The sequence below is a fragment of the Salipiger sp. 1_MG-2023 genome (genome assembly GCF_030547555.1).
In the GTDB taxonomy this organism is placed as follows: domain Bacteria; phylum Pseudomonadota; class Alphaproteobacteria; order Rhodobacterales; family Rhodobacteraceae; genus Salipiger.
Genome location: NZ_JAUOQN010000029.1, coordinates 43,270 through 59,075 on the forward strand (window position 1 = coordinate 43,270; position 15,806 = coordinate 59,075).

Genomic DNA, 15,806 nt, shown 5'->3' on the forward strand with positions numbered 1-15,806 from the left:
GCTCAAAGCTCCTTGCGGATGTTCACGAAGCGCAGCAGCACCGCGATGATGATCAGAACGGTGGCCAGCAAGACCACCGCGGTGGCGGCCGCCGACGGGTATTGCAGCAAGGCGATGTCGTTGGAAATCAACCGCCCGACATTGGCGCTCTGACTGCCGGACATGAAGCGCACGGTGACGAAATCCCCCATCACCAGCGTGACCACGAAAATCGTGCCGATCATGATGCCGGGCTTGGTCAGGGGGATGATGACGTGGCGCAGGATCTGCGCGCCGCTGGCGCCATTGTCGCGCGCCGCTTCCAGCAAGGAGCGATCAATGCGCATCATGGTGTTGAAGATCGGCACCACCATGAACAGCGTATAGAGATGCACAAAGGCCAGAATGACCGAGAAATCCGAATAGAGCAGCCACTCCAGCGGCTCATCGATCAGCCCCCAGTTCTGCAGGGCGGTGTTGGCGATGCCATTGCGCCCAAGGAACGGGATCCAGCTGATCATCCGGATGATGTTCGATGTCCAGAACGGAATGGTGCACAGCAGGAACAGCGCGATCTGCATGGTCTGCGAGCGCACGTGGAAGGCAAGGAAATAGGCCACGGTAAAGCCGATGAGCAAGGTCAGCGCCCATGTCACCGCTGCGTATTTGAAAGTGGCAAGGAACACCTTGTAGGTGACCGGCGAGCCGAACAGGAATTGGTAATTGTCGAACTGGAAGGCCGGGTAGATGGAAAATTCCGTCGCCCCCCAGAAACTGACGATGACGATCATCACGATGGGCGCGACCAGAAATGCGATCATGACCAGCGCCAGCGGCGTCGCCTGAAGCCAGCCAAATAGCGTGCGATGCGCGTTCATTTCGCCAGAGCCTTCGACATGTCCCGCCTCTTCATCTTGCCAGGTAAACTCTCAGGGGGTCCGGGGGGCGACACGCCCCCCCGCGGGGGGGGGGGGGGGGGGGGCGCCCCCCCCCCCCCCCCCCCCCCCCTGCCGGGCGATCGCAGCCTCGATCAGGGGTGAATGGTGATCGGTGTGCCGTCGCGAACCATGGCGTAGATGTCTTCCATCTCGCGATCGCTCACGGCAATGCAGCCCCAGGTCCAGTCGCGCCCGGCGCTGCGGTACGGCGGCGGGGTGCCGTGAATGAAGATGTCACCGCCGGGGCTCTTGCCCATCGCTTCAGCCTCGGCCCGGTCATCGGGGCTGGGGTAGGACAGGCCGATGCTCAGGTGATACCGGGAGTTGGGGTTGCGCCGGTCGATGAAATACAGCCCCTCGGGGGTCTTGCCGTCACCCTCGATCTTCTTGTCCCCGGACGGGGCAAAGCCCAGCCCGATGTCGTAGCTTTCCAGCACCTTGTCGTTGTGCAACAGATACATGCGCCGGGCGCTTTTCTGCACCACCACATGAGTGATCTCGGGGCCATTGTAGGTTCTGAACTTGCTGTTGCTGCACGCCGCGAGGGCACCCGCCACCAGTAGCAGGGCAATCCTGAAAAACCGCATCTGTCCGCTCGTATTGTTATGGGTTGTTTTGCGGCCAACCATAGCGCGAATTCACCCACCGCGATAGCTCAAGGCGCGCTCACCTGTGCGTGAACGACGCCACCAACTCGACATGGGTCGACCAGCGGAACTGGTCCACCACCTGCACCCAATCCAGCGTATAGCCCGCCAGATCCAGCGCCGCCGCGTCGCGGGCGAAGGTCACCGGGTTGCAGGACACATGCGCGATCTTCGGCAGCTTCGCCAGCGCCAGCTGGGCGATCTGGGCTTCGGCCCCGGCGCGCGGCGGGTCGATCACCGCCGCGTCGAACCGCGACAGTTCGCTATCGATCAGCGGATCGCGGAACAGATCGCGCGCCTCGGTGGTGACGTGGCGCAGGCCTTGCGCCATACGCCAGCCCTTGTCGAGCGCCGCGATCATCGCCTTGTCGCCTTCCACCGCATGAACCCGCGCGCGCTCTGCCAGCGGCAGCGCAAAGGTGCCCGACCCGGCGAACAGATCCACCACATGCCCGGCATCGCCCACAGCCTCGCGCACGGCGGCGAGCAGCGCGGCTTCGCCCTGCGGCGTCGCCTGTAGAAACGCGCCGGGCGGCGGCACCACCCGCGCCGCCCCCATCTGCTGCTCTGCCGGACGCAGGGTCAGCACCGTATTGTCCCATGCGATGCGGGCACAGCCGTGACGGCGGGCGAGCTCTGCCAGCTGCATTTCCTCGGTCGGGTCCAGCGGCTTGCCACCGCTCACCCGCACATCGAGCCCGTGCAGCGAGGTCGTCACCATCACCGACAGCTCACCCTTGCGGGCGGCGCCAAGCACGGCCAGCACCTCGACCAGTGGTAGCGCGCCGGTCAGCTCTGGCTGCACCAACAGGCAATCGGGCACCGAAACGATGATGTCCGAGCCTTTCATGTGGAACCCGGCCTGCGCCCCCTTCTTGGTGCGCTTCGCCGAAAAAGACGCGCGGCGGCGGCTTTGCGGCGGCGAGATCGCAATGGGGCGAAACGCGGTATCAAGCGCATGCGCGGCAAGCGCCTGACGCACCACGCCAACCTTCCACTCGGCGGCGAAATCGTCACGGGCGTGCTGCAACTGGCAGCCGCCGCAGCTTTTGGCATGGCGGCAGGGCGCCTTGACCCGCTGTTCCACCGGCGTGACGATGCGCGGCTCCGCCATGCGGTCGCCACGGATGACACCTTCCACCACCTCGCCCGGCAGCGCGCCGGGCACAAAAACCGGCCCCGGGGCGATACCGTCGCCCTGGTGGCCAAGCCGCTCTATCGTAACCTGTTCCATGCGCTGCTCATGCCCCGGAGACGGGCCATTTGGCAAGCCTCACTCGGCGGCGTCGGCCTCGGGCACCATGAAACCGCCCGACTGGCGATGCCAGTAACGCGCATACAGGCCGTTTTGCGCCAGCAGCGCGTCGTGGCTGCCCGCCTCGACGATGCGCCCGGCGTCGAGCACGATGATCCGGTCCATTTCCGACAGCGTCGACAGGCGGTGCGCGATCGCCAGCACGGTCTTGCCCTGCATCACCCGGTCAAGCGCCGACTGGATCGCCGCCTCGACCTCGGAATCGAGCGCGCTTGTCGCCTCGTCCAGCACGAGGATCGGCGCGTTCTTGAGGATCGCGCGGGCCAGAGCGATCCGCTGGCGCTGGCCGCCGGACAGCTTCACGCCGCGCTCGCCCAGATGCGCCTCGTAGCCCTCGCGCCCATTGTGATCGCGCAATTTCAAAATGAACTCATGCGCCTCGGCCTTTTCGGCGGCGGCGATGACCTCCTCCATGGTGGCATCGGGCTTGCCATAGCGGATGTTGTCCAGCGCCGAACGATTGAACATCGCGGTTTCCTGCGTGACCATGCCGATCTGGCGGCGCAGACTTTCCTGCGTGACCTCGGCGATGTTCTGGCCGTCGATGAAGATGCCACCCTTTTCGGCGTCGTACAGCCGCAGCAGCAGCGCCACCATCGTCGATTTCCCCGCGCCCGAAGCCCCGACCACGCCGATCTTTTCCCCCGGCGCGATGTTCAGCGCGACATGGTCTATGCCGCCTTCCTTGCGGCCATAGGAAAACGCGACATCGCGAAACTCGACCCGCGCGTCGCTGACATCCAGCGCCTGCGCGCCGGGCGCATCCAGCAAGGTGTGGGCCGGGGTGATGGTGCGGATGCCGTCTTCGATCTCGCCGATGTTGGCGTACATGCCCATCAGGGTAAAGCTGACCCAGCCGGTCATCTGCGCAAGGCGCAACGCCACCGCACCGGTCGCCGCGATATCGCCGGCGCTGACCATGCCAACCGACCAGTAGAACAGCGCGCCGCCGATCAGCAGCACCGGCAGCGTGCCCGCCAGCGCCATCAGCCAGAATCGGAACTGCGCCGAGACATGGCCAAAAGCGATGAACCGGTCGCGATAGGTGCTCATGGCCCCCAGCGCGGCCTGATCCTCGAATTCGTCATGGGCGAACAGCTTGACAGTCTTGATGTTGGTCACCGTGTCGACAAGCTGGCCGGTGACCATCGCCCGCGCCGCCGCCCGCGCCTTGGAGGTCGAACGGATGCGCGGCATGAAATGGCGGATCAGAAAGCCATAGGCGACGATCCATGCCACCAGCCCCAGCGCGATGCGCCAATCGACCGCGCCCAGCAACCAGACCGAGCCGACCACCGAGGCCACCGCGAACAGCACCGAATGCACGGTTTCCGTGATCACATCGTTCATCGCGCGGGCCGTCTGCATTTCTTTCTGCGAGATGCGCCCGGCGAAATCATTGTCGAAAAACGTCACCGCGTGGCCCAGCGTATAGCGGTGCACCCGGCTCAGGATCAGGTTGAACACGTTCGGCTGCATCATCACCGATTGCGTATAGGCCGACATCCCAAGGATCGCCGGCCGCAGCAGCACGAAAAAGCCAAGGCACATCAACAGGAACCAGCCCTGCGCGCTGAACACCTCGCTTGGCGCGCCTCCCAGGGCCCGGTCGATGACATCGCCAAGCAGCTTGGCCGACAGAACCTCGGTCACGCCGCCAAGAATGGAAAAGATCGCCGCCGGAACCAGCACCGGCCAAGCGCCGCGGATCGCCCAGGCCATGAAACGCCAGAGCGTCGTGGGGGGCGGCGTCTTGGCGCGCGCAAATGGGTCAATGATTTCGGAAAGAGTCATTCCGCAGCCTTCTCGGAGGTGTTGGTGGCGGGCTGGTCGGGGTCGAGGAAACCTCCGGACTGGCGGGCCCAGAACCCGGCATATAGCCCCTTTTGTGCCAAAAGCACGTCATGCGTACCCTCTTCGGCGATCTTTCCCCCGTCAAGGACAAGGATGCGGTCCATATGCGCAATGGTGCTGAGCCGGTGTGCGATGGCGATGACGGTCTTGCCCTGCATCATGCCGTACAGTGTATCCTGAATCGCCGCTTCGACTTCGGAATCCAGCGCGCTGGTTGCCTCGTCCAGCAGCAGGATCGGCGCATCCTTGAGGATGACCCGGGCCAGCGCGATCCGCTGGCGCTGCCCACCCGACAGCTTGACGCCGCGCTCGCCGACCTGCGCGTCATAGCCGGTGCGGCCCTGCCCGTCCTGTAGCGTCAGGATGAACTCATGCGCCTGCGCCTGTTTTGCGGCGGCGATCATCTCGTCTTCGCTTGCATCGGGGCGGCCATACAGCAGGTTGTCGCGCACCGAGCGATGCATCAGCGCGCTGTCCTGCTGCACCATGCCGATGGCGCGGCGCAGGCTGTCTTGTTGCACCTGCGTCACGTCCTGACCATCGATGAGAATTTTTCCCGATTCCGGGTCATAAAAGCGTAGCAGCAATTTCACCAGCGTCGATTTGCCAGCGCCAGAGCGCCCGACAAGGCCGATCTTTTCCCCCGGCTTCAGGGTCAGGGAAATTTTCTCTAGCCCGCCCTGCCCGCGCCCATAATGATGCGTCAGCGCTTGCAGCTCGATCCGCCCGTCGCTCAGCGCCAGCGGTTTTGCCCCCGGCACATCGACAAGCGCGATGGGCTGGGCGATGGTCTCCATCCCCTCGGCGACAACCCCAAGCTGGCGGAAAAACGTGGTCAGCGCCCACATGATCCAGCCGGTCATAGCGTTCAGCCGCAGCGTCAGCGCCGTCGCCGCAGCGACGATCCCGACCGAGGCGGTGCCCTGCATCCACAGCACCAGCCCCCAGCCCACCACGCCGACGATCAGCAGCCCGTTCAGCACCACCAGCGCCAGATCCATCTGCGTATAGATCCGCATTTCGGCGCGAAACGTGTCGCGGGCGAGGTCGATCGCCTCTTTCGCGTAATTGAGTTCCTGACGATCCTGCGCGAACATCTTCACGGAGTGGATGTTGGTATAGGCGTCGACCACCCGCCCGTTCACAAGGCTGCGCGCATCCGACGCCGCCTTCGACGCCGGTCCGACCTTGCGGATCAGCCAGCGCATCAACACGCCGTAGCCTACGAACCACAGGATCAGCGGCAGCATCAGCCGCGGATCGGCATCCGCCAGCAACACTGCCGCGCCAACGATATAGGCCAGCGCAAAGGTCAGCGCGTCAAAGACCTGAAACACCGCCTCGCCCGCCGCCGGGGGCGTCTGCATGATGCGGTTGGCGATGCGTCCGGCGAAATCATTCTCGAACCAGCCGATGGATTGCCGCAGCACCTGCGCATGCGCCCGCCAGCGGATCAGCACCCCAAAGCTCGGCATGATCGCGTTGTTCAGAACCAGCACATCCAGCGCCTGAATCAGCGGTCGGATCAACAGGATGAACAGCCCCATCAGCACCAGCGCCGTGCCATGATCGGCCCAGACCTGCGCCGGATCGCCGGCGAGTATGTCGACCACCCAGCCCATCGCCCAGATCAGCCCGATCTCGACGCTGGCAACCGCAACAGACAGCAGCCCCGCCCAGATGAACAGCTTGCGGAACGGCCTGGCGTATTGCGCGATGAACGGCAGCATCTTGCGCGGCGGGGTGTCTGTCTGCTCGTAATCGCAATAGGGATCAACGAGGTTTTCAAAGTAGCGGAACATGTCGGGGGGTCCTTCGCCTGCGCGCGGAGTGTCCCTGATTCCCTACAGGAACACCATGACGGAAAAGCCTCCCAGCGCCAACGCCATGATCCGGGCAAAGATCCGCCACGCGCGCGGGGTGGTCAGCAGCCATGTCAGCAAGCTGCCCGCGCTGGCCCAGAACAGGCAGCACAGCAGGTTCAGCCCGCTGAAGGCGCTGCCCAGCCGCATCGCCTCGGCCACGGCGCCAAGCCCGCCGGGATAGGCCGAGCTTGCCGCCAGCGCCACCGCCCAGACCTTGGGGTTGATCCATTGAAACAGCACCGCCTCGACAAAGCTCATCGGGCACTCGCGGCCATCGCCCTGTTTGCGGTGGGAATTCCACAGCCCCCAGGCCATCCGCAGCATCCAGGCGCTTGCGGCGAGTTTCAGTATCAGCGCCAGTGTCGGCACCTGCGCCAGCAGCGCCGCGATGCCAAGCCCGGTCAGCCCCGCCGTGATGCCCACGCCGAGCACCACCCCGAACAGATGCGGCAAGGTGCGTTTCAGCCCGAACCGCGCGCCAGACGCGGTCAGCAGCACCACGTTCGGCCCCGGCGAGAACAGGCCTAGGAACACGAAACCGTAAAGCGGGTCGATCATCGTATCAGCTCGTCTTTCGTCAGCGCGAAGCCCGAGGCGATCCAGCGCGTTTCCATGTCTTTGAGCGCCGCGCCAAGCGCCGCGCCTTGCAGGCCGGGCATCAGGTCGCGCGGTTTCACGGGAAACACCGCCGCAGCCCCTTTTGCAATCGCGACCTCGGTCTCGGGGTCCAGTGTCTGGCCAAGGCTGGCCGCGCGGATCAGCGCAATATCGCGGGCGATGGTTTCGCCATGACGCCAGGCGATCTCCGCAAGGCTACCGCTGGCCTCACGGTATAGCATCAGGCGTTTTTTCTGATGCTTCGACAGCCGCAGCCCCTCGCCGTTCGAGCCAAGCACCGCAAGACGGCGCAGCGAGTCCGGTGTCAGCCCGGCCTCCAGATGTACTAGCGGGGCCAACGCATCCGGCATTGCCCCCGGCAGCACCCGCGCCAACACGCCAAGCTGCGCCATTGTCGCAACGGCGGGCGCAGGATCGGGCGCGGCCAGCAGCTTGAGCAGCTCTTGCCCCACTCGTTCAGCGGAGAGGCTTTCCAGACCGTCAAGCCCATCGGCAATCCCTGCCAGCGCAACAGGGTCCATGCCCTGCGCCGGATCGGCATACCAAGCGCAAAACCGGAAGAACCGCAGGATGCGCAGGTAATCTTCGGCGATACGCGCGCTGGCGTCCCCAATGAACCGCACACGCCGCGCCTGCAGGTCCGGCAGCCCACCAACCGGATCGAACACCTGCCCGCGCGCATCGGCATAAAGCGCGTTCATGGTGAAATCGCGCCGCTGCGCGTCTTCGGCCATGCAACTGGAAAAGCGCACGACAGCATGCCGCCCATTGGTTTCCACGTCGGTGCGAAAGGTGGTGACCTCGTGCCCGATGCCATCCACGACGACGGTGACGGTGCCATGGTCGATGCCGGTCGGCACTGGCTTCAGCCCTGCCGCCTGCGCCAGCGCGACAACCCGCTGGGGCGACGCATCGGTCGCGATATCCACATCGGCGACGGCAACTCCCATCAGCGCATTACGCACGCAGCCGCCTACAGCGTAGGCCACGTGGCCGCCCGACTCGAGCATCCCCAACACCGCCTGAGTCGGCGCGGCGGTCAGCCACTCGCCATCGACCTTCACGGATGAATGCGCCCGGCCAGCGCCCTCAGCATCCGCGCCGTCGCGCCCCAGATGTAATAGGGACCATAGGGCGCGGTGTAATAGAGCCGACGCTGACCGCGCCAGCGCCGGCCTTCGATATGGTATCGCGCCGGGTTGGTGACATGGGCAAAGGGCACGCGAAACACCTCGGCCACCTCGCCCGGCTCTGCCACCGGATCAAAGCAGGGCGCCAGCGCCACCACAGGCGTCACCACGAAGCCGGTCACCGTTTCATGCGTCGGCAGAGTCCCGAGAATTTCGACCGTTTCCGGGAAAAGCCCCACCTCTTCGCGCGCTTCACGCAGCGCGGCCGCCACCGGGCCATCATCGACAGGATCGACCTTGCCACCGGGAAAGGCAATCTGGCCGGGATGATGTTTCAGCCGCGACGACCGCTTGGTCAGCAACAGTTCCAGACCATCTGGGCCGGGCATGAACACCGCAAGCACGCCAGCCGGGCGCAGTTTACGGCCCTCGGGCAGAACGGTGCCGGGGTTCAGATCAAAATCAGACGACGGCTGCCCGTCTTCCAGAAGTGCGCGACGCAGCGCGCGTTCCTGATCCCCGGCAAGGCTCACTTGTTGGCCTCGAACCCCACGCTTGTGGGGTCCATATCGTAATGCGCGCCGCAGAACTGGCAGTCGGCAGTGACGCGACCATCGTCCGTGGTCATCTTCTCGATGTCCTTGGCCGAATAGATCGACAGCGACTGGCGCACCTTGTCTTCGGAACAGGTGCAGCCAAACCTTACCGGCTGGGCATCGTAGACGCGGGGCTGTTCCTCGTGGAACAGGCGCACCAGAAGATCGGTCGGCGGCAGGTCGGGGCCGATCAGTTCAAGCTCGTCCACCGTATCGACGTGGAAATTGACGCGGCGCCAGTTTTCCTGCTCGTCGCCCTGCACGAGGTCTTCGGGCTTGAGCAACCCGCCATCGCCCGATCCGCCGCCCTGCGCGAAGGGCGACGCCTTGGGCATGGTCTGGATCATGATGCCGCCCGCCCGCCATTCGCCAGAGCCGTCGGCGTTCATCACCTTGCCGAAATTGAGCGCAAAGCGCGTCGGCAATTGTTCGGATTGCGCAAAATAGCTTTCGGCACAGGCGGCCAGCGAGCCGCCCGCCAGCGGGGTAATGCCCTGATAGGGCGTCGTGCCTTCGCCCTGATCCATCAGGATCGCGAAATACCCCTCTTCGAGCTGATCGAAGGCCGTGGCGTCGCTGACCTGATCGCGGTCGAAACTTGCATAGGCGCGGATGCGCGCCGGCTCGCCTTCGGCGCTCGGGGCAAAATAGTCCGTCGCGATCATCCGCAGCGCGCCGCGGGTCTGCACCTGAAGCGACAGCTTCCAGCGCAGCTTGACCGTCTGGCCGATCAGCGCTGTCAGCAGCGTCATTTCGGCGACAAGCGCCTCGATCGGTTCGGGGTAATCGTGCTGGGACAGAACGCCGTTCAGCACGCCATCAAGCCGCGCCACCCGGCCACGGATGTCGGGAAGATCGAGCTGAAAGGGGAGGACTGTGTCATCCCAGGCAAGTTTGGTGCCGATGGTCATGGGGTTTCCTTATCTGCCGCGCGTTGGCATACCGGCACCATATAGGCAGAGCAAGCTCGATACCAAGGGGCCCCTGATGATCCGACGCTACGGAGACGCGCCCGAGCCCGCGCGCCGCTATACCCTGCGCCCCGGCGCCTATGCGATCCTGCCGCGCGATGGCGCGCTGCTGGTGACCCACCAATCAGAGCCATGGCCCGAATTTCAGCTGCCCGGCGGCGGCATCGACGCAGGCGAATCGCCGGTGCAGGCGTTGCACCGTGAAGTCTACGAAGAAACCGGCTGGCACATCACGCGCGCCCAGCGGCTTGGGGCGTTCCGGCGTTTCACCTACATGCCGGAATACGATCTGTGGGCCGAGAAGCTGTGCATCATCTATGCCGCACTGCCGGTGCGCCCGCACGGCGCGCCGCTGGAGCCGGGGCATTCGGTGCGATGGATGGCGCCAATGGTCGCCGCAGCGCTGCTGGGCAACCCCGGAGACCGTGATTTCGTGCGCCGTCACGCGGTCTGACCAGCGGGCAAACCGTCGAATTCAAGCAGCGCGGCGGATACGTCGTCTTCAAGGATGATACCGCCGCGCGTGAGCTGGCTGAGCCGCCAATACAGATCGTCAAGGAATTCCGTGCCAAGGGCGCCGGAGCATTGCCTCACAAGATCAACCAGACCGCTCTGATCAAGCATCTCGCCGTTCTTCAGCGTGGCTTCGGTAATGCCATCGGAATAGATCAGCAGACGGTCGCCCGGCTGCATCTCGATCTCGATCCGGTCGTAGGACACATCGGGCACAAGGCCGATGGGCAAGCCGCCGTTGCCGATGTATTCCATGCTGCCGTTGGCATGGATCAGCAGCGGCGGAGGATGCCCCGCCTGCACCAGCCGGACCCGCCCGGTACCCATGTCGATGATCGCATAGCCCATCGTCAGATATTCAAGCACCCCCGGATCGGCAGACAGACGATCGTTCAGGCGACGCGCGACCTCTTCGGGCGGGCTGAAGGCGACAAGCTTTTCGAAACGGCGTTCGAGCGCGATGTTCTGATCGGGAAAATCGCCCCCGAGATAGCCCGCCACCCGCGCCGTCATTAGCGCTGAGGTAATGCCGTGACCGGACACGTCGATGCTGTAGACCCCGACCCCGAACTTGTTCGGACTGAAAAAACCGACGAGATCGCCGCCGACATGCCCACAGGGTTTCAGCAACAGGCTGACCCGCGCGCCGCCGTAATCATGGTGGCGGCGCGGTACCAGCGCCTGCTGGATGGTCCGGGCCTGCCGCAGGTCGCGATCGATGGCATCATAAGCGCCCTGCAACTTGCCCAGCGTGTCGGTCAGCTTGCGCTCCATCTCGAGAATGCGGGCACCGGCGTTAATACGGGCGCGCAGCTCGTTGGAATTGACCGGTTTGGTCAGGAAATCGTCGGCACCGGCATCCAGCCCGGCGGCGACCTCTCCCTTTTCGCTCTTTGAGGTCAGGAGAATGAAATAGCCGTAATTGTCGCGCCGCAGAGCACGAAACCGACGGCAGAATTCAAGCCCATCCATGCCGGGCATCATCCAGTCCGACAGCACGGCATCGGGCACGACCTGTTCGCAAAGCTCAAGCGCCTCTTCGGCACTTTCCGCCTGCCAGACCTCGAACCCCCAACGTTTCAGCATCGCGCTGAGGATCTTGAGCTGCACAACGCTGTCATCGACCACCAGAATCCGCCGCAGATGCGGTGACGACGGGCTGGGCGTAATGATATCTGCTGTGTTCGGTTGCAAGCGGCGTTCCGGGCATGAAAAGGCAGTTTGGTCAGTCTTAGCGCAGGTGTGTTAAGACCCCCTTCAATCGCGCCCAAAAATTTGATCGGCTTCGCTCAGACTATCTTTACCTTCTGCGGCTAGCCTGCCCGCAGGAGGTGCGCCATGATCGACTGGACCCGCGTTGCCGAGCTTCGCGATGAAATCGGGGCCGAGGATTTCGACGAGATCGTCGAGGCCTTCCTCATGGAGGTAGAGGCAACGCTCGAAGAGCTGCCAGAGACAGCCGGAAACCCCTCGAAAATCGAAGAAAAACTGCACTACCTCAAGGGCAGCGCGCTGAATCTGGGGTTTTCCGCTTTGTCAGACCTGTGCCAGACAGGGGAAAGCGCCGCCAACGCGGGCGACGCCAATGTCGATCTGCCCGCTGTCGCGGCGCTATACCAATCGTCCCGCGACCATTTCCTGCGCGAACTGCCAAAGCGCTGCGCCGCTTAGATTAGGAACTGCGCCAGCGTCTCGTCTTCGGTGATGTCGCGCAGCGCATAGCCATGCGCGTCCAGCTGCGCCTGAAGCTTGGCGAAATTCTCGGGCGCGGTGGTCTCGATGCCGATCAGAACCGAGCCGAAGTTGCGGGCGGATTTCTTGAGATACTCGAACCGGGCAATATCGTCATCCGGCCCCAGAAACCCAAGGAAATCTTTCAAGGCGCCGGGTCGCTGCGGCAGCCGCAGGATGAAATACTTTTTCACACCGGAATAGCGCTGCGCCCGTTCCTTGACCTCGGGCAGACGCTCGAAATCGAAATTTCCGCCAGAGGTCACGCAAACCACTGTCTTGCCGCGGATCGACTGCCCAAGATCCTTGAGCGCGTCCACCGACAGCGCCCCCGCCGGTTCCAGCACGATTCCCTCGACGTTCAACATCTCGAGCATGGTGGTGCAAAGGCGATCCTCGGAAATCGCCAGCGTATTCGCCAGCCCGACATCCTTGAGACATTCGAAGGTCCGCATCCCGATCTGCCCGACCGCAGCGCCATCGGCAAAGGTATTCACCTGCGTCAGCGGCACCGGCCGCCCCGCCTTCAGCGCGGCGCGCAGACAGGCGCCGCCAGATGGCTCAACAAAGGTATATTGCACATCGTTGCCGAAATACCCCAGCATCCCCGACCCAAGACCGCCGCCACCGACGGGAATCACCACGTGATCCGGCAAGCGGCCCAACTGGGATTCAATCTCGGCCGCCACGCTAGCCTGTCCTTCGATCACGTCGTCATCATCGAAGGGCGACAGGAAATGCCCGCCCTTCCCGGCACAATACTGCTGCGCCGCCGCCAGCGTATCGTCGAAATAATCGCCGGTCATCACGATCTCGACCATCTCGCCGCCAAAGATCCGGGTCTTCTGGATCTTTTGATCCGGCGTGGTCACCGGCATGAAGATCACGCCTTTTTTCTTGAATATCCGGCACATGAAGGCCACGCCCTGCGCGTGGTTCCCTGCCGAGGCCGCAACGAAAAGATCGGCCTCCGGGCGTTTCGACATGGCGTTGAACGCGCCGCGCAGCTTGTAGCTGCGCACCGGGCTCAGATCCTCGCGCTTGAGCCAGATGTCCGCGCCATAAAGCTGCGACAGGTGGGCATTGCGCAAAAGTGGTGTCTCGGGGAAAACCTCGCGCATCCGCTCGGCGGCGGCGCGGGCCCGGTCTTGAAAGCTGTCCATGCCCTGACCTTGCGCAATCCGATGCGCTTGGCAAGCCGCTTACAGCCGACGGCCCTCGATGAAGACCCCGTAAAGCGTTGTCAGCAGCGACACACCAAACATCGTGACGAACCAGTCGATGACAAGCCCGTAGATCAAACTGATCGGCCCGGTGGTGTTTCCATCGATCATCCCGGGGATTTCGATCAACAGCTTGGCCCCGATGACGATCAGCGCCAATTGTAGCAGCGCGGTGGAATCGCCAGAGGTCGCATCCCAGCTTTCCCGCATCTTCATGGGCTTGCCCATGGCCGATGCAGGCAGCACGAGTCCCACCCGAAAGAAGATATAGCTGCCAAGCCCGACAAGACCGAACGTCATCAGGCCGATCAGTGCAGGCGATGAGCCGATACCAAGGACAAGCCCGGCAATGACAGATCCCAGCGCGATCAGTATGAAGCCGATCAGCAAGGAGCGCCCGAAATACGACAGCATCTCTGATCCGTGCCAGCGCGGCACGAAGCCTGCCGGTTCTTCTCCGGTCAACACAAAGCGATGCCAGCCGACCGCGATCCAGAGACTTGCAACCACCGCGAAGATCGACAGCAGCAACAGCTCTGCGGTTCCGGCCGTCGGCTGTTGCAGCGAATCATCCGGTGTGACGAAAAGAAACACCGTAAACGCCATCTGTACCAGATACAGTAACGACGACAGCCGCAGCGCGACGCCAAGGTTGTCCAGCACCATCCGTACCGAGTGAAGGAAGAGTTTCCAGCCCATCGCGCCCGCCTCATCTGTCGACTTTCCCGGCAGGGCTATCACAGGAAAAGGGGTGGTCAACGACCGATCCTTGCTCCTTACGTCAAAAGGCCATAAACCGCGCGGCAGATTCAGCGTAAGGAACAACCTATCATGTCGGCGCCCAAGAAAGTCGTCCTGGCCTATTCCGGAGGCCTCGACACCTCGATCATCCTAAAATGGCTGCAAACCGAATACGGTTGCGAGGTGGTAACCTTTACCGCCGATCTCGGTCAGGGCGAAGAGCTCGAACCGGCGCGCGCCAAAGCCGAGATGATGGGGGCCACCGAGATCCACATCGAAGATCTGCGCGAGGAATTCGTGCGCGACTTCGTCTTCCCGATGTTCCGCGCCAACGCTCTTTACGAAGGGCTTTACCTGCTGGGCACCTCGATCGCGCGCCCGCTGATCTCCAAGCGTCTCGTCGAGATCGCCGAAGCCTGCGGCGCCGATGCGGTGGCGCATGGTGCAACCGGCAAAGGCAACGACCAGGTGCGGTTCGAACTGGCCGCCTATGCGCTGAACCCAGATATCAAGGTGATCGCACCGTGGCGTTTGTGGGATTTGTCATCTCGCACAAAACTAATTGATTTTGCTGAGAAAAACCAGATTCCGATTGCCAAGAACAAGCGCGGCGAAGCGCCTTTCTCGGTCGATGCGAACCTGCTGCACACCTCCTCCGAAGGCCGGGTTCTGGAAGATCCCGCCGAGGAGGCGCCCGAATACGTCCTTCAGCGCGTCGTGCCCGTCGAGCAAGCCCCGAACGAACCCGAGCTGGTCGAGATCACATTTGAAAAAGGTGATGCGGTCGCGATCAACGGCGAGGCGATGTCGCCCGCGACGATCCTGACCAAGCTGAACGAACTGGGCGGCAAGCATGGCATCGGCGTTCTCGACCTTGTCGAGAACCGCTTCGTCGGCATGAAATCCCGTGGCATCTACGAGACCCCGGGCGGTACGATTCTGCTTGAGGCACATCGCGGCATCGAGCAGATCACGCTGGACAGCGGTGCAGGTCACCTCAAAGATTCGATCATGCCGCGCTACGCGGAACTGATCTACAACGGCTTCTGGTTCTCGCCCGAACGCGAAATGCTTCAGGCGCTGATCGACAAGTCGCAAGAGCATGTGACCGGCACCGTTCGTCTGAAACTCTACAAGGGCTCGGCGCGCACCATTGCTCGCTGGTCCGAACAGTCGCTCTACTCAGAGGCGCATGTGACCTTCGAAGACGACGCTGGCGCCTACAACCAGGAAGACGCCAAGGGGTTCATCCAGCTCAACGCGCTACGCCTGAAACTTCTGGCCGCGCGGAACCGCCGTCTGAAGGGCTGAGCCTTTCACAAGCGCCGTAGTGTTTTCCCCCGCCGGACACGCCTCCGGCGGGGATATTTTTGGCCAGAAGAGGCCGCGAGCGGTCTTCCCTGCTTCTTCTGGCTCTAAATATCCCGGGGTCCGGGGCAGCACCCCGGCTTGGTGAACGGTTGAAAATGGCGGCACTCAACGACATTCTCGCGGCACAAGACGCACATTGGACCCAGATCACCAGCGAACTCCGTCAGGGGCACAAAACGAGCCACTGGATCTGGTACGTTTTTCCTCAGCTCGAATGTCTTGGCCGGTCTGGTAATCCCCCCCCGATCTTAAGTGGATGCGGAAGTAGAATTTTCTCGGCAGGATGAACGAGGAGATTCCGATGAAGAAGACAC

16 protein-coding genes are annotated in these 15,806 nt (G+C 63.3%); 4 read left to right on the forward strand and 12 right to left on the reverse strand.

Annotation, left to right across the window (positions count from 1 at the left end; all coding sequences use genetic code 11):
* Positions 1-2 precede the first annotated feature (2 nt).
* The 9 genes from Q4543_RS14425 to Q4543_RS14465 all read right to left on the reverse strand — a co-directional run bounded on the left by Q4543_RS14425 (position 3) and on the right by Q4543_RS14465 (position 9,853).
* Positions 3-857 carry an ABC transporter permease gene (locus tag Q4543_RS14425; protein ID WP_216005573.1) on the reverse strand — a complete coding sequence of 285 codons (855 nt, stop codon included), beginning with the start codon at positions 855-857 and terminating at the stop codon, positions 3-5.
* Positions 858-1,009: 152 nt separating this feature from the next.
* On the reverse strand, positions 1,010-1,504 hold the full coding sequence (locus Q4543_RS14430) for a murein L,D-transpeptidase family protein (protein WP_216003140.1): 495 nt from the start codon (positions 1,502-1,504) through the stop codon (positions 1,010-1,012).
* A 79-nt stretch (positions 1,505-1,583) separates the two neighbouring features.
* A complete protein-coding gene (locus Q4543_RS14435) occupies positions 1,584-2,798 on the reverse strand; it encodes a class I SAM-dependent RNA methyltransferase (RefSeq protein ID WP_303439202.1) in 1,215 nt (404 codons plus the stop codon).
* 39 nt (positions 2,799-2,837) lie between these two features.
* A complete protein-coding gene (locus Q4543_RS14440) occupies positions 2,838-4,673 on the reverse strand; it encodes an ABC transporter ATP-binding protein (protein ID WP_303439204.1) in 1,836 nt (611 codons plus the stop codon).
* Positions 4,670-6,535 carry an ABC transporter ATP-binding protein gene (locus tag Q4543_RS14445; RefSeq protein WP_303439205.1) on the reverse strand — a complete coding sequence of 622 codons (1,866 nt, stop codon included), beginning with the start codon at positions 6,533-6,535 and terminating at the stop codon, positions 4,670-4,672. The genes Q4543_RS14440 and Q4543_RS14445 overlap by 4 nt, the downstream gene beginning before the upstream one ends.
* A gap of 42 nt (positions 6,536-6,577) precedes the next feature.
* Positions 6,578-7,156, reverse strand: coding sequence for a LysE family translocator (locus Q4543_RS14450; protein WP_303439207.1), 579 nt, complete (start codon positions 7,154-7,156; stop codon positions 6,578-6,580).
* The gene (locus Q4543_RS14455; RefSeq protein ID WP_303439208.1) at positions 7,153-8,280 is read right to left on the reverse strand and encodes a CCA tRNA nucleotidyltransferase; all 1,128 of its coding nucleotides are present in this window, start codon (positions 8,278-8,280) and stop codon (positions 7,153-7,155) included. Before Q4543_RS14455 ends, Q4543_RS14450 begins: the two co-directional genes overlap by 4 nt.
* Complete coding sequence (locus tag Q4543_RS14460; RefSeq protein WP_303439210.1) at positions 8,277-8,879, reverse strand: CoA pyrophosphatase; 603 nt, start codon at positions 8,877-8,879, stop codon at positions 8,277-8,279. The genes Q4543_RS14455 and Q4543_RS14460 overlap by 4 nt, the downstream gene beginning before the upstream one ends.
* Positions 8,876-9,853, reverse strand: coding sequence for an Hsp33 family molecular chaperone HslO (locus tag Q4543_RS14465; RefSeq protein ID WP_216003146.1), 978 nt, complete (start codon positions 9,851-9,853; stop codon positions 8,876-8,878). The genes Q4543_RS14460 and Q4543_RS14465 overlap by 4 nt, the downstream gene beginning before the upstream one ends.
* A 76-nt stretch (positions 9,854-9,929) precedes the next feature.
* On the opposite strand from Q4543_RS14465, the gene Q4543_RS14470 reads away from it, so the two are divergent.
* Positions 9,930-10,367, forward strand: coding sequence for an NUDIX hydrolase (locus tag Q4543_RS14470; RefSeq protein WP_303439212.1), 438 nt, complete (start codon positions 9,930-9,932; stop codon positions 10,365-10,367).
* On the opposite strand, the gene Q4543_RS14475 is transcribed toward Q4543_RS14470, so the two are convergent.
* The gene (locus Q4543_RS14475; protein ID WP_303439214.1) at positions 10,355-11,620 is read right to left on the reverse strand and encodes a PP2C family protein-serine/threonine phosphatase; all 1,266 of its coding nucleotides are present in this window, start codon (positions 11,618-11,620) and stop codon (positions 10,355-10,357) included. The genes Q4543_RS14470 and Q4543_RS14475 overlap by 13 nt on opposite strands.
* A gap of 144 nt (positions 11,621-11,764) precedes the next feature.
* Between Q4543_RS14475 and Q4543_RS14480 the strand changes: the two genes are divergently transcribed.
* A complete protein-coding gene (locus tag Q4543_RS14480) occupies positions 11,765-12,097 on the forward strand; it encodes an Hpt domain-containing protein (protein WP_303439216.1) in 333 nt (110 codons plus the stop codon).
* On the opposite strand, the gene ilvA is transcribed toward Q4543_RS14480, so the two are convergent.
* Both ilvA and Q4543_RS14490 read right to left on the reverse strand, forming a co-directional pair.
* Positions 12,094-13,320, reverse strand: coding sequence for a threonine ammonia-lyase IlvA (ilvA, locus tag Q4543_RS14485; protein WP_303439218.1), 1,227 nt, complete (start codon positions 13,318-13,320; stop codon positions 12,094-12,096). The genes Q4543_RS14480 and ilvA overlap by 4 nt on opposite strands.
* 39 nt (positions 13,321-13,359) lie before the next feature.
* Positions 13,360-14,205: a hypothetical protein gene (locus Q4543_RS14490; RefSeq protein ID WP_303439220.1), complete on the reverse strand. Its 846-nt coding sequence runs from the start codon at positions 14,203-14,205 to the stop codon at positions 13,360-13,362.
* Between the two features lie 6 nt (positions 14,206-14,211).
* Between Q4543_RS14490 and Q4543_RS14495 the strand changes: the two genes are divergently transcribed.
* Both Q4543_RS14495 and Q4543_RS14500 read left to right on the forward strand, forming a co-directional pair.
* Positions 14,212-15,432, forward strand: coding sequence for an argininosuccinate synthase (locus Q4543_RS14495; RefSeq protein ID WP_303439222.1), 1,221 nt, complete (start codon positions 14,212-14,214; stop codon positions 15,430-15,432).
* A gap of 155 nt (positions 15,433-15,587) precedes the next feature.
* Positions 15,588-15,779: a DUF1810 family protein gene (locus Q4543_RS14500; protein WP_303439224.1), complete on the forward strand. Its 192-nt coding sequence runs from the start codon at positions 15,588-15,590 to the stop codon at positions 15,777-15,779.
* Positions 15,780-15,806 lie beyond the last annotated feature (27 nt).

Bases quoted from the DNA above. Each gene is read 5' to 3' on its own strand.
- Q4543_RS14425 (WP_216005573.1), bottom strand. From the start codon at position 857: ATGAACGCGCATCGCACGCTATTTGGCTGGCTTCAGGCGACGCCGCTG.
- Q4543_RS14430 (WP_216003140.1), bottom strand. From the start codon at position 1,504: ATGCGGTTTTTCAGGATTGCCCTGCTACTGGTGGCGGGTGCCCTCGCG.
- Q4543_RS14435 (WP_303439202.1), bottom strand. From the start codon at position 2,798: ATGGAACAGGTTACGATAGAGCGGCTTGGCCACCAGGGCGACGGTATC.
- Q4543_RS14440 (WP_303439204.1), bottom strand. From the start codon at position 4,673: ATGACTCTTTCCGAAATCATTGACCCATTTGCGCGCGCCAAGACGCCG.
- Q4543_RS14445 (WP_303439205.1), bottom strand. From the start codon at position 6,535: ATGTTCCGCTACTTTGAAAACCTCGTTGATCCCTATTGCGATTACGAG.
- Q4543_RS14450 (WP_303439207.1), bottom strand. From the start codon at position 7,156: ATGATCGACCCGCTTTACGGTTTCGTGTTCCTAGGCCTGTTCTCGCCG.
- Q4543_RS14465 (WP_216003146.1), bottom strand. From the start codon at position 9,853: ATGACCATCGGCACCAAACTTGCCTGGGATGACACAGTCCTCCCCTTT.
- Q4543_RS14470 (WP_303439212.1), top strand. From the start codon at position 9,930: ATGATCCGACGCTACGGAGACGCGCCCGAGCCCGCGCGCCGCTATACC.
- Q4543_RS14480 (WP_303439216.1), top strand. From the start codon at position 11,765: ATGATCGACTGGACCCGCGTTGCCGAGCTTCGCGATGAAATCGGGGCC.
- ilvA (WP_303439218.1), bottom strand. From the start codon at position 13,320: ATGGACAGCTTTCAAGACCGGGCCCGCGCCGCCGCCGAGCGGATGCGC.
- Q4543_RS14495 (WP_303439222.1), top strand. From the start codon at position 14,212: ATGTCGGCGCCCAAGAAAGTCGTCCTGGCCTATTCCGGAGGCCTCGAC.
- Q4543_RS14500 (WP_303439224.1), top strand. From the start codon at position 15,588: ATGGCGGCACTCAACGACATTCTCGCGGCACAAGACGCACATTGGACC.